General features: G+C 42.2%; 16 protein-coding genes. 14 read left to right on the top strand and 2 right to left on the bottom strand.

Going from position 1 to position 12,459, the window contains the following annotated elements:
* Nucleotides 1–48 precede the first annotated feature (48 nt).
* Nucleotides 49–1,191: a CAP domain-containing protein gene (locus LC048_RS25090; RefSeq protein ID WP_371931907.1), complete on the top strand. Its 1,143-nt coding sequence runs from the start codon at nucleotides 49–51 to the stop codon at nucleotides 1,189–1,191.
* Nucleotides 1,192–1,243: 52 nt separating this feature from the next.
* Here the strand turns inward: LC048_RS25090 and prpE are convergent, their stop codons facing one another.
* Nucleotides 1,244–1,984 carry a bis(5'-nucleosyl)-tetraphosphatase PrpE gene (prpE, locus tag LC048_RS14975; protein WP_226600228.1) on the bottom strand — a complete coding sequence of 247 codons (741 nt, stop codon included), beginning with the start codon at nucleotides 1,982–1,984 and terminating at the stop codon, nucleotides 1,244–1,246.
* 278 nt (nucleotides 1,985–2,262) lie between these two features.
* On the opposite strand from prpE, the gene mgtE reads away from it, so the two are divergent.
* From mgtE to LC048_RS14955, 4 genes are all read left to right on the top strand, one after another.
* Nucleotides 2,263–3,588 carry a magnesium transporter gene (mgtE, locus tag LC048_RS14970; RefSeq protein ID WP_371932068.1) on the top strand — a complete coding sequence of 442 codons (1,326 nt, stop codon included), beginning with the start codon at nucleotides 2,263–2,265 and terminating at the stop codon, nucleotides 3,586–3,588.
* Nucleotides 3,589–3,601: 13 nt separating this feature from the next.
* Entirely contained in the window at nucleotides 3,602–5,464 is a 1,863-nt protein-coding gene (locus tag LC048_RS14965; protein ID WP_226600230.1) for a monovalent cation:proton antiporter family protein, read from the top strand.
* Nucleotides 5,465–5,576: 112 nt separating this feature from the next.
* Nucleotides 5,577–6,344: an enoyl-ACP reductase FabI gene (fabI, locus tag LC048_RS14960; protein WP_226600231.1), complete on the top strand. Its 768-nt coding sequence runs from the start codon at nucleotides 5,577–5,579 to the stop codon at nucleotides 6,342–6,344.
* Between the two features lie 129 nt (nucleotides 6,345–6,473).
* Nucleotides 6,474–6,926, top strand: coding sequence for a CotO family spore coat protein (locus LC048_RS14955; RefSeq protein WP_226600232.1), 453 nt, complete (start codon nucleotides 6,474–6,476; stop codon nucleotides 6,924–6,926).
* A 40-nt stretch (nucleotides 6,927–6,966) separates the two neighbouring features.
* Here the strand turns inward: LC048_RS14955 and LC048_RS14950 are convergent, their stop codons facing one another.
* On the bottom strand, nucleotides 6,967–7,461 hold the full coding sequence (locus tag LC048_RS14950; protein ID WP_226600233.1) for a CotY/CotZ family spore coat protein: 495 nt from the start codon (nucleotides 7,459–7,461) through the stop codon (nucleotides 6,967–6,969).
* A gap of 203 nt (nucleotides 7,462–7,664) precedes the next feature.
* Between LC048_RS14950 and LC048_RS14945 the strand changes: the two genes are divergently transcribed.
* The 9 genes from LC048_RS14945 to LC048_RS14905 all read left to right on the top strand — a co-directional run bounded on the left by LC048_RS14945 (nucleotide 7,665) and on the right by LC048_RS14905 (nucleotide 12,442).
* Nucleotides 7,665–8,009, top strand: a complete 345-nt coding sequence (locus tag LC048_RS14945) for a DUF1360 domain-containing protein (protein WP_226600234.1) — start codon at nucleotides 7,665–7,667, stop codon at nucleotides 8,007–8,009.
* Between the two features lie 98 nt (nucleotides 8,010–8,107).
* Nucleotides 8,108–8,230 (top strand): hypothetical protein, encoded by a 123-nt coding sequence (locus tag LC048_RS14940; RefSeq protein WP_264188093.1) that lies wholly within the window; start codon nucleotides 8,108–8,110, stop codon nucleotides 8,228–8,230.
* 484 nt (nucleotides 8,231–8,714) lie between these two features.
* Nucleotides 8,715–9,206 (top strand): YhcN/YlaJ family sporulation lipoprotein, encoded by a 492-nt coding sequence (locus LC048_RS14935; RefSeq protein WP_226600235.1) that lies wholly within the window; start codon nucleotides 8,715–8,717, stop codon nucleotides 9,204–9,206.
* Between the two features lie 15 nt (nucleotides 9,207–9,221).
* A complete protein-coding gene (gene spoVAC / locus LC048_RS14930; protein ID WP_226600236.1) occupies nucleotides 9,222–9,701 on the top strand; it encodes a stage V sporulation protein AC in 480 nt (159 codons plus the stop codon).
* A complete protein-coding gene (gene spoVAD, locus LC048_RS14925; protein WP_226600237.1) occupies nucleotides 9,701–10,714 on the top strand; it encodes a stage V sporulation protein AD in 1,014 nt (337 codons plus the stop codon). Before spoVAC ends, spoVAD begins: the two co-directional genes overlap by 1 nt.
* 15 nt (nucleotides 10,715–10,729) lie before the next feature.
* Nucleotides 10,730–11,086: a stage V sporulation protein AE gene (spoVAE, locus tag LC048_RS14920; RefSeq protein ID WP_214911541.1), complete on the top strand. Its 357-nt coding sequence runs from the start codon at nucleotides 10,730–10,732 to the stop codon at nucleotides 11,084–11,086.
* A 27-nt stretch (nucleotides 11,087–11,113) separates the two neighbouring features.
* Nucleotides 11,114–11,830, top strand: coding sequence for a DUF421 domain-containing protein (locus tag LC048_RS14915; protein ID WP_226600238.1), 717 nt, complete (start codon nucleotides 11,114–11,116; stop codon nucleotides 11,828–11,830).
* 95 nt (nucleotides 11,831–11,925) lie between these two features.
* Nucleotides 11,926–12,051 carry a YjcZ family sporulation protein gene (locus LC048_RS14910; protein WP_226600239.1) on the top strand — a complete coding sequence of 42 codons (126 nt, stop codon included), beginning with the start codon at nucleotides 11,926–11,928 and terminating at the stop codon, nucleotides 12,049–12,051.
* A gap of 136 nt (nucleotides 12,052–12,187) precedes the next feature.
* The gene (locus LC048_RS14905) at nucleotides 12,188–12,442 is read left to right on the top strand and encodes a sporulation-specific transcription regulator SpoVIF (protein ID WP_226600240.1); all 255 of its coding nucleotides are present in this window, start codon (nucleotides 12,188–12,190) and stop codon (nucleotides 12,440–12,442) included.
* Nucleotides 12,443–12,459 lie beyond the last annotated feature (17 nt).

Genomic DNA, 12,459 nt, shown 5'->3' with positions numbered 1-12,459 from the left:
TCAAATCCTAAGGAAGTAATAAATGAAATCTCAAGGAGGAAAGAAAAGTTGAATATATTAAAGCATGGAAAAATAATTACTGTGTCAGCTGTCATGTTGTTAGGGCTTGCTGCGTGCAATAACAATAATGATGAAGCGATGGACATACGTGACAACAGAATGACAACCCTTGGAAATGACCGAACAGGTTATTGGGACAATGATGCAAATAGAATGAAGCAACAAAAACGCAGAGCAGAAATAAATGCAGCAAAAAATGGCGGTAATGCAACAAGTGAAATAATGCAAATGCCAAATGGTAAAGGATTTCTCACAGTCGACCCGAATTCCTATAGCACGGGAATACCTAGTTCGAAATATCCTCATATGGAGATGAACAGGGGTAGGCTGAAATTGACGGAGGAGCAGCAAGCTGATCTAGATAAAATGCTTGCGGAATTGCAGCGTCGTACAGGTGTAGAACTACCGGACTTGCAAAGGGGTGCAATTCCTTCACCTGAACAGGGAGCAGCGCCAGCCCCTGAACAAGGAGCAGCACCGGCACCACAGGAAAGAGCAACTCCAGCCCCTGAACAAGGAGCAGCACCGGCACCACAGGAAAGAGCAACTCCAGCCCCTGAACAAGGAGCAGCACCGGCACCACAGGAAAGAGCAACTCCAGCCCCTGAACAAGGAGCAGCACCAGCACCACAGGAAAGGGCAACTCCAGCCCCTGAACAAGCAGCACCGGCACCACAGGAAAGAACAGCACCAACTCCGCAAGAGGAAGCTGCACCGGCGCCAGAGCAAAAAGCAACACCTTCTGGTACCAAGCTAAGTGCGTTTGAAGCAAAAGTCATTGACCTGACCAACGAACAGCGCAGAAAAAATGGTTTGCCAAATCTGCAGCCCGATACAGCATTAAGCAATGTAGCACAGGAAAAATCCAATGATATGCAGGCGAAGAATTATTTTTCACATACGAGTCCTACTTATGGTTCACCGTTCGATATGATGAGGGACTTTGGGGTATCATATAACTCAGCTGGTGAGAACATCGCGATGGGCCAGCAGAGTGCAGAAGAAGTCGTGAACGCATGGATGAATAGTGAAGGCCACAGGAAAAATATTTTAAGTCCTAACTACACGCACATTGGCGTTGGGCATACAACAGAAGGGAACTACTGGACACAAATGTTTATTGGAAAATAAAGCTGAGAAAGCTAACCATCGTATGTATGGTTAGCTTTTTCAATACGGGGTATTATTTTATTTCCCTGAATTTTTCCGGAACGAATGCCATGGTAGAGGGAACGGATACTAGTTCCATCTCAGGATACCGCAGGGCTGTCAAATTGCCGCCAAAAACAACTCCTGTATCGATATTGTACGTATTATTGATGACTCTAGGCTCTTTGACCGGTGTATGCCCATAAACAATGATTGCTTTTCCTTGATAGTTCCTAGCCCAATCACGCCGTACAGGAGTTCCGTCTGGATTGCTTTGACCTGTGATGTCACCGTAAAGGACAAATGTTTTTACTTTAGAGTTGCTTTTCCCGATGTAATCTTCGCGGATCCCGGCATGCGCCACCACAAGTCGGCCCTTGTCGAGGACGTGGTATAAAGGGGCAGAATCATATAATTGAAGGAATTTTTCACGGAACTCATTTTTCTGCTCTGGTTTCAACGACATAAACTCTGCAACAGTTGTCTCAAGGCCATGAGTCGTCTGGACTTTATTTCCTAACAGATAGCGGTACAGTTTATTGCAATGGTTCCCGGGGACATAGAAAGCGGATTTTTTATTTACCACTAACTCCCAAACCAGATTTGCGGTTTTTAATGATTCTGGTCCGCGGTCAGTCAGGTCACCGACAAAAGCAAGGTGCCGTCCACCGGGATGAACCGGAAGGCCAGAGCTCCAGTCGTATCCAAGTCTTTTGGTGAGTATTTCAAATTCAACATAACAGCCATGAAGATCGCCTATTAGATCAAGATTCAATTCGGATTCCTCCTTTAATTATTCAGTCTTCCCTGGAATCGGAAAAAAGGCAAGTTTACAATAAAAAAGGGTATGTTAAGAGAAAAGACTGAATTCAAACAAACTGGCATCTTACTATATATTGCCCAAATAATTTTAATTGAAAAAGAGTAGATAAAAGACAAAGAAATTAATAAATGCTAGTATAATGAAATGTACATAAAGGAAAGGGGGTAAGGTGGATGTCTGAAGAACGACAAGACTCGGCATCTAAACAGCAGATAAACACAGAGCTGCTGATGGAAGCACTTTACTCTGAGAAAATTGATGATTTCCGTGCGGAATTTTTAGAACTGCACCCGTACGATCAGGCAGCTTTTTTCGGTGAACTGAAAGATGAAGAGCGCGCGAAAGTGTATAACTTCCTCTCGCCTGAAGAGATGGTCGACTTATTTGAAAATCTGGAATCAGATGAAGAAGACTTTAAAGATGTGCTGGCTCAAATGAATCCTAATTATGCGGCTGATATGCTATCGAATATGTATGCGGATGACGCTGTCGATGTGCTGAATGAGCTTGATAAAGACCAGGTTGTCAGTTATTTGACGATCATGGATGAAGATGCAGCACAAGAAATCAAGGACTTGCTGCATTATGAGGAATACACAGCCGGTAGTATCATGACGACAGAATTCATTGCGATTTCTGCTAACCAGACTGTCAGATCGGCGATGTATATCCTGAAAAAAGAGGCGCCACAGGCTGAGACAATTTACTATATCTTTGTAGTAGATGAAGATAAAAGACTGGCTGGTGTTATTTCATTGCGTGACCTGATTGTTGCAGATGATGAAACCATGATTGCCGAGATTATGAATGACCGTGTTGTTTCCGTTTCTGTAGGGGAGGACCAGGAAGAAGTCGCACGGATGATGAGAGATTATAATTTTCTCGCTCTTCCAGTCGTTGACTTTCAAAATCATCTCCTCGGAATCATCACTGTTGATGACATAATGGACGTTATGGAGGAAGAGGCATCAGATGACTATTCAAAACTGGCAGGTATAGCAGATCTTGATACCGTTGACAGAAATCCATTAACCGCTGCAAAGAAGCGTCTGCCATGGCTGATCATCTTGCTCTTTATGGGCATGTTCACAGCAAGTCTTATTGGAAGATTTGAGGATACATTGGATAAGGTAGCTATTTTAGCTGTTTTCATCCCCTTGATTGCCGGGATGGCGGGTAATACAGGTACACAGGCACTGGCTGTAGCTGTCAGGGGGATTGCAACTGGGGATCTTGAGAAAGAGAGCAAATGGAATATTATCCTGAGGGAAGCGGGAACTGGATTTATTACTGGTGCAGTTTGCGGTATCCTTATCACATTCGTCGTCTATTTTTGGAAAGGTGAACTATTCCTCGGAGCCCTCGTAGGCATCTCCATTTTCATTACACTAATCATTGCAACACTTGCGGGTTCACTTGTGCCTTTGCTGATGCACCGGCTTAAGATTGACCCGGCTGTGGCATCTGGACCATTCATTACAACGATAAATGATATTATCAGCATCTTGATCTATTTCGGGATTGCAACTGCATTTATGAGTTATCTAACAAAATAAAGGAGGGAAGAGGATGGGACATCATGCTTCGATTACATCACTTGTAATCGTCATTATCGTTGCATTTTTAACACCTATTTTACTACACCGTTTAAAATTGAATTTCATACCAGTCGTAGTTGCTGAAATCATCATGGGCTTGATCATTGGTAAAAGCGGCTTTAACATTGTCCATGAAGATGCCTGGCTGGGCACATTGTCGACATTAGGCTTCTTATTCCTGATGTTCTTGAGTGGGTTGGAAATCGACTTCACCGCTTTTTCAGGTAATAAAAAGAACAATAAAAAGAACGCAAGTGATAAAAAAGAACCTAATACATTCGTTGTTGCTTCTATTATCTTTGTTGGCATCTTCATCGTATCACTGGGATTATCCTATTTATTTGTGCTCGCGGGCTTCATTGAGAACGTCTTTTTAATGACATTGATCATTTCGACGATTTCTTTGGGTGTGGTCGTTCCTACATTGAAAGACGCACATTTAATGAAAACAAATATTGGGCAGACAATCTTATTGGTTGCAGTTATCGCCGATTTGGCAACAATGATCCTGCTTGCAGTTTTCGTCTCTATTTATGACGGAGGAGAAGGAAATACATGGTTGCTGCTCGTTCTGTTCGCAGCAGGGGTTGGCCTGTATTTTATCGGACGGGTCTTCAAAAATAGAACCTTCATCGATGCGCTTTCCACTGGAACAACGCAAATCGGAACCCGAGCCGTCTTTGCACTTATCATTCTTCTGGTTGCCATTTCAGAAACAGTAGGTGCTGAAAATATCCTTGGGGCCTTCCTGGCAGGTGTGCTTGTTTCCTTGCTTGCCCCCGATCAGGAAATGGTCCATAAGCTTGATTCATTTGGCTATGGTTTCCTTATTCCGATTTTCTTCGTTATGGTTGGTGTTGAACTTGATATTTGGTCGTTGTTCAGTGAGAAAAAACTGCTACTGCTTATTCCATTGTTACTCATTGCATTATTTTTATCCAAGCTGATTCCTGTATATCTGTTGAAAAAATGGTATGACACAAAAACAGTTTTGGCAGCAGGCTTCCTGCTGACATCAACCTTGTCATTGGTCATTGCAGCTGCAACCATTGGGGAACGTATGGAAATGATTACACCACAAATGAGTGGGACCTTGATATTAGTTGCCGTAATTTCGAGTGTTTTGACACCAATTTTATTTAAAAAGCTGTTCCCTCAGGAGAAGGCAGAGGAAGTTAAAGTCAAAGTGGCATTCATTGGTGCAAACCAGATGACACTCCCTGTTTCTAGAGCGCTGCAATCTACTTTGTATGAGCCTGTAATTTTTCATACGAAGCAGGAAAAAGCTGAAAAGCAGATTGCTGATTCAGTCTTCGAAATCATCGAAATGGAAAATTACGAGATTGGAACCCTGGAAAAGCATGAGGTATATGAAGCGGATATTATCGTGATATCCACCGGGGATCCTGATTTGAATGCTACAATTGCAGTTAGTGCGAAAGAAAAAGGAATCGACCGTGTAATCGCCAGGATTGAAAGTCCGGATCTTGCCGAAAAAGCACAGGAAGAGGGAATCGAAGTCTTCTCGGTCCTTAGGTCAACTGAATCACTGTTGCGCGCGATGATTGAATCACCTGGAGTCATGACTATCCTGACTAACCAGGAAAATTCCCTGCATGAAATCAGAATGCTTAATGATCACTTTGACGGCATGACTCTTAGACGCTTCCCATTCACGGGAGATGTCATTTTTGTCCGTATTTTACGTGAGAATGAATCAATCGTTCCTCATGGAGATACCGAATTGAGGCTTAATGACCGTTTGATTGTGACAGGTTCGAAAGAGTACGTGGATGAGTTGAAACGAGAACTCGAATTCTGCTTCTGGTGTTAATTAAAATCTAAACCCGCCTTATTGGCGGGTTTTTCTTTTCAAATGAAAAGATATAGTGTAGAATTAGCACTAGGTACTAATAACTTGTATTAACATTGGGGGAACAGTAAAAATGACTCTTTCACTGAACGGAAAAGCATATGTAGTAATGGGTGTTGCAAATAAACGAAGCATAGCCTGGGGAATTGCCCAGTCCCTTCACAATGCAGGAGCAAACTTGATCTTCACGTATGCAGGAGAGCGACTGGAGAAAAGTGTACGTGAGCTTGCTGGATCATTGGACGAGAACTATTTAGTATTGCCATGCGACGTTACAAACGATGAAGATGTTGCAAAATGCTTCCGGGAGGTTAAGGAAGCGGCTGGAACGATTTCTGGAGTTGCCCACTGTATCGCATTTGCGAACAAAGATGAACTGCAGGGGGACTATATGAATGTATCACGCGAAGGCTTCCTGTTAGCTCATAATATCAGCGCGTACTCACTGACAGCCGTTGCCAAGGAAGCGAAGGAACTCATGTCAGAAGGCGGAAGTATCGTTACTTTGACTTATCTTGGAGGAGAACGAGCGATACCGAATTACAATGTCATGGGTGTAGCAAAAGCATCCCTTGATGCCAGCGTCCGCTACCTTGCAGCAGACTTGGGGAAGGACAATATCCGTGTGAACTCCATTTCAGCAGGACCCATCCGTACACTATCTGCCAAAGGTGTAAGTGATTTTAATTCAATCTTGAAAGAAATCGAAGAAAGAGCTCCGCTTCGCCGCAACACAACTCCTGAAGAAGTCGGAGACACAGCTGTATTCCTGTTCAGTGACATGTCCCGCGGGATTACTGGTGAAAATATTCATGTCGATTCAGGTTTTCATATCTTATAAAGCACATTATGTGAAGCCCGCTTGAAATTTCAAGCGGGCTTTTCATGTGTTTGAAAAAAGTTTTAACCCTGGGTAAATGTCCTGCATAAACATAAATAGACTAATTGAATCGACCCGGGAGGTTTGAAAATGGCCCGTAGAAAAAAACGATTGAACCCACTGTTATATATTGACCAGCGGACTTATGGAGATGTTTCAACAAGCATGCAAGAAAAATTCATATTCGATGATCGTGAGCAAATAGAAGAGGTTGGGCTTCAACAGAATGAAAAAGGCACTGGAGATATTCCAGTGACAGCAGACTCTGCAGATATCAAAATGGAAAATAGAGAAGACGAAACCGAAGAAACGGAGAAGAAGCCGTTTAAGGACATGTCCATCACAGAAAAGATCGATTACCTGGAGCAGTTTCCAGCATCGATTGTAAAAATCCAGTATAGTTTCATTACAACGGAAAATAAGTTTGTAGGATACTTTTTATCAAAAGATGAGGAGTATATCCGTATCTTTCCGCGAAATAAGAGAAAGCCAATTAGTATACTCATTAACGAAATCAAGGATATCAAGATCAGCGGTTTATAAAAGGAAAGGGCTACCCTTTTGGCAGCCCCTATTCCTTTTCTTATAGATCTTCTGTAGCTACTGGATCTAAGCAAACCACTGCGCAGAAGCAGTCAAGGTCTACTGTCATACAGATGCCAGTTCTGTAGAAAGTAGTTCTTTCTCCATTGATTTGGCTGCATGGATCTGCACATTTGTGTAAGCCATTTGGATCATCAGTTGTCGTCAGCAACTCAAGCTTTGCGCAGTTGTCATCTACTTTGGTGACACGGAAGAAGTATGATTCGATGCAGCGTAATGATTGAGAAGTGCCGTTTCTTCTAAGCAGCTGAACACCTGTACCAAGGAATGGTTCGCATTTGCAGTACAAGATTAGCGGAATTGTATCGAAAGTAGATGGCGTAGTTGCTCCCGCAAGAAGATCCTGGATGGATTTATGGCAGCTGACGTCACAATCACCTTCATCGTTGTCAACTTCGTCTTGAGCGTCTGCAACTCGCTTTAAAATATCCGCTACACAACTATCTGTGTCAAATTTTCTTTTTCCACAAGACATATAATTCATCTCCTTTTAGTTGATATGACCTATTGTCCTTAATAGAATATGAATTGCCCTCCTATTGGTGTGGGTGTTTGTCTAATTTTCAACATGATTCCTAATAAAAATTCATGACAAGAGCGGACGGGCTCAGGGCCTATACATAGGGATTCGCCCTGCATAAGCTGTATTGACTTCATTCAACTCAGGTGGTGTAACGAATGGGTAGTTGGCTGGATTTATGTCTTCTTGTATTTGCGAGCTTTCGTCTGACGAGGCTCATTGTTTACGATACAATCACTGAATTCCTTCGAGCACCATTTCATCATTCTGTGGAGGAAATCATGGAGGATGGCAGTACGGAAACTTATATAGAAATTAAAGGAGAGGGAATTAAATATTGGATGGGGGAGCTATTAAGCTGCCACTGGTGTACTGGTATTTGGGCAACTTCTTTCCTATATGCTGGCTATGAATTGATACCACATCTTTCAATGCCAGTCATCACAGTGCTGGGAATCGCCGGTATCGCTTCAGTGATTCAGCATCATTTCATTAAAGACTGAACAGCATCACAAACCTAAATTAGTGAGTCCGTCCAGAACCCCTTTGAATACTTGGTCATAAACTACAATATGGACTCTTTAATAAAGGGGATGTATTCATGGAAGAAAAGCAAAACCCAAAAAGCGACAAGGATTCAACTGTATCCAAAAGTAATACTTCAGCCCGCCGAGTGCGAAAAAAACGAGGCTGCGGTTGCGGAAAAAAGAAAAAAAGAGCATAAAACAGCGTCTGCCAAACTTTCTGGCAGGCGTTTTTAGTTGTAATCAAGGAAATTATAAATTTATTTAGATGTGGATATCTAACCTAGATACATCTCCTAGCCCCTCGAGACGTTTCTGTCCTGCCAATGAAGTCAAAGAGCGACTTCACTGGGAGCCCTCTGAGGAACACGATGTGCTAGTGTTGCCAGCTACAGTACGTGGTGCTTTCAGCGGGCAGCGCTTGTCGGGGCTGAACAGGACTATTGGATTTTTTGTCCTAGATTACGCTGAATTGGGAAGGCTATAAAAAACAACAAGGAATCACTTTCTCATGGACGGGCTTAAATAGTTCTCGATCAGCTCAATAGCAAAGTTGCTGCCAAGAAGGCAAAAGAATCCTCTTCACCTTAACTGGAATAAAAACCCACTTTAAAAAAATCATAAATTTTGTTTTGGACGTGGAAAATACTTTTAACTTATCAGATGAAGCATAGGAAGGGATTAATGATGAATATAAAAAATGCTGTAAGCGTTTTAGCGGTATCCATGCTGATTGGTGCCGGCATAGCTGGCTGTACTTCTTTTGGAAAAACATCTCCAGATAGCAGGAAATCAATGATTCAGTCAGTCAATCCAGACCCAGGAGCGACAAATGACCTTGACGAGAAGAATATCAAACTGGCTAAGAAGGTCAAGAAAGATATCGCTGCCCTTGATGAAATTTATGATGTTGCCGTCATTGTAGGTAAAGAGGACATTTTGGTGGCATATAAGGTCAAGCACTTGAAGCGATTTGGCATGAAGCGGATTGAAAAAGAAATCAATAAGAAACTGGAAAAGAATTATCCTGATGATGATTTCATTGTTTCAAGTGATTATAAAATTTTTATTGAAGCAGTCGAGCTTAGGGAGAGAATGAAAGATCCGTCCTTTCCAGATAAAAAAGCAGAGGAACAATTGCAGCGGATTATTTCTTTGAAAAAAGAATTAACTTAAGAAAGGATGGGTGAAATGGGGGATAAACAAAAGCAAAAATTAACACCTGAGCAGCAGAAATATCAACAGCTGGAACAAAAACATGAACTTAAACGCCCAGTGGTTAAAAATTGCATCAAAGCATTTTTAGTTGGTGGTTTGATCTGCACCATTGGTCAGGCAATAACCTATTTTTATATATACTTTTTTAATTTTACCGAGCAAACAGCCGGAAATCCCACGGTTGCTACGATGATTTTCCTTTCTATGCTGCTAACTGGATTCGGAGTCTATGACCATATCGGTCAATTCGCAGGAGCAGGTAGTGCAGTACCGGTGACTGGCTTTGGAAATTCCGTCATTTCGGCAGCGATTGAGCATCGAACTGAGGGCTTTGTTCTTGGTGTCGGAGGAAATATGTTCAAATTAGCAGGATCAGTAATCCTTTTTGGAGTCTTTGCAGCCTTTGTCGTTGCACTTGTAAAAACTTTGCTGATAATGATGGGGGTGCTGTAATGTTGATTGGAAAACAGTCATGGCAATTTGGCAACCGGCCTGCCATTGAATCATGGGGCACATCCGTCGGTCCTTTTGAAGCTGAGGGAAAACTCGCGGCTGACTTTGATGTCCTTCATGACGATTTGTGGATGGGGGAGGATTCATACGAAAAAGCTCATAGAGTTTTACTTGAAGAAGCAATTAAATCAGCTTTGCAAAAGGGAAACTTCAATAAAGAGGACATGCAGTTCATGCTCGCCGGCGATTTAATCAATCAGATTACTCCGACGAGTTTCACGGCAAGGACGATGGAAATCCCTTATTTTGGTCTCTTTGGTGCTTGCTCTACCTCAATGGAGGGTCTTGCTCTGGCATCATTCATCGTGAACTACAAGGGAGCAAAAAAGGCTGTAACAGGTGCTTCAAGCCACAATTCGGCAGCAGAAAAACAATTTCGCTACCCTACAGAATATGGCGGACAAAAGCCACCGACAGCGCAATGGACAGTAACCGGAGGAGGAGCTGCAGTGGTCACTGATAACATGGATAAACAGGGGAAAATCGTCACCACCTCTGCCACTATCGGGAAAGTAGTGGATATGGGAATTTCTGATCCCTTTAACATGGGTGGGGCAATGGCGCCTGCAGCAGCGGACACAATCATTGCTCACTTCAAAGATATGAATCGTGAACCATCGTATTATGATTTAGTTGTAACAGGTGATCTTGGAAGAATAGGGCAGGCTACAACATACGAACTTTTGCAGCATTCTGGACTGAATATAACCAAGGAACAATTTAAGGATTGCGGTTTGATGATTTATAGCGATGAACAGCCGGTCCAATCTGGCGGCAGCGGAGCTGGATGTTCAGCCTCGGTACTGTATGGTCACTTATTGAATCAAATGAAAAAAGGTGTCTATAAGAAAATTCTTGTTGTTGCAACAGGGGCTCTTTTATCACCACTGTCATTTCAGCAAAAAGAAACCATTCCATGTATAGCCCATGCTGTCTCAATTGAAATGAACTAGAAAGGAGGAATCGCTTTGCTACCTATGTTTTTCTGGGCTTTTGTTGTCGGAGGCTTAATCTGTGTATTTGGTCAGCTAATGTTTGATATCGCGAAATTGACACCAGGGCATACGATGAGCCTGCTTGTCGTTATTGGGGCTGTCCTGGATGGATTTGGACTTTATGAACCTTTGATTGATTTCGCAGGTGCAGGGGCTACGATTCCCATCACAAGCTTTGGGAATTCGCTTGTTCACGGAGCGCTTCAGGAAGCGGAACAACACGGTCTGGTTGGTGTCCTGACAGGCATGTTTGAAATCACAAGTTCAGGTATTTCGGCTGCTGTAATTTTCGGTTTTATCGGCGCCCTTATTTTTAAGCCAAAAGGCTGAAACTGTGTCTAAAGGGATGATGATCTAATGCCGGATATTTTTAGGACTATCATACGATCCATATTGCTGATTGTGGGATTATTTGTCATTACAAAACTCCTTGGGAAAAAGCAATTATCAAGTCTGTCTTTTTTTGAATATATCGTTGGCATCACTGTAGGAGATATTGCCGGTACATTAGCGATGGATCCTGATTTGAGCTTAAGGGATGGAATTACCAGTCTGGTTGTCTGGTCGTTCGTCCCTTTGGCAATTTCCACGATATCCTTAAAAAGCAGAGCCTTTCGCAATGTAGTTGAGGGGAAATCAACTACATTCATTGAAAATGGCAATATTCTCGAGAAAAATATGCGTAAGGAAAAATATAGCATAGATGAACTCCTGGAACAACTCCGCAAGAAAAGTGTATTCAAAGTGGCTGATGTAGAGTTTGCTTCGCTTGATTCGAATGGTGAACTGAGTGTTTTATTGAAAAAAGCCAAGCAGCCTGTAAAGTATGAAGATATTGGAATCAAAGTGAAAGAAGAGTCTCCACCGGTGACGGTTTTGATCGACGGTGAATTAATCAATGAAAACTTAAGGCGCGCTGGTTTGAATCGAGATACATTGATAGATAAGATTCACGAAAAAGGATATGAGCCGCGTCAAGTATTTTTTGCAGAAATTGATTCAAACCAAAAGCTCAATCTTGATCTATATGATGAATTTATATCGAGTCATTTCCCGGACTTTGATCAAATTTAACCCAAGCTTTTATAAATGGCTGGGGGCTCGCCCATACATTTTCGTTAAGCCTCACATATATTGCTATTGAGTAATAAAAAGTGAGGTGAAGAAGAATGAGCTACGGTTGGTGTGGCGGCGGCTACGGCTACGGCGGTGGCGGATACGGAGGCTCCACTTTCGTATTGATTGTCGTTTTGTTCATTTTGTTGATTATTGTAGGAGCCAGCTTCTACAGCTAAGAAAGAGAAGGAAAAGCTGTTCCAAACCGGAACAGCTTTTTTCTGCATGAACTAATGCTGATTTTTTATGGATCTCTTTCACCATTTTTTGCTTCCTTCATACTATAGAGTAGTTAAAGAAGGAGGCGTGATTTATATGGATAATAATTTCTTCAAGAATATAGAGAAAAAGACTGGCGTAAATATGAATGATGTATTTGAGCTGGCGAATTCACTACAAAATGCGAACTTTAAAGATGAGCAAACGGTGAGAGGCGTGATCCGCAGAGTTTCCAAAATGGCTAACAAGCCGGTGAATAAAGAAATGGAAGACAAGATTGTACAATCCATTGTTAAGGATGGAAAGCAGCTTGACTTTGGCCAAATCTCAAAGATGATCAACAAAAAGTAATCCTTGAATACCAAACC

This window comes from Mesobacillus subterraneus (assembly GCF_020524355.2).
Classification (GTDB): domain Bacteria; phylum Bacillota; class Bacilli; order Bacillales; family Cytobacillaceae; genus Mesobacillus; species Mesobacillus subterraneus_C.
Note: the sequence above shows the minus strand (reverse complement) of the source record. Positions and strands in the feature narration are given on the sequence as shown.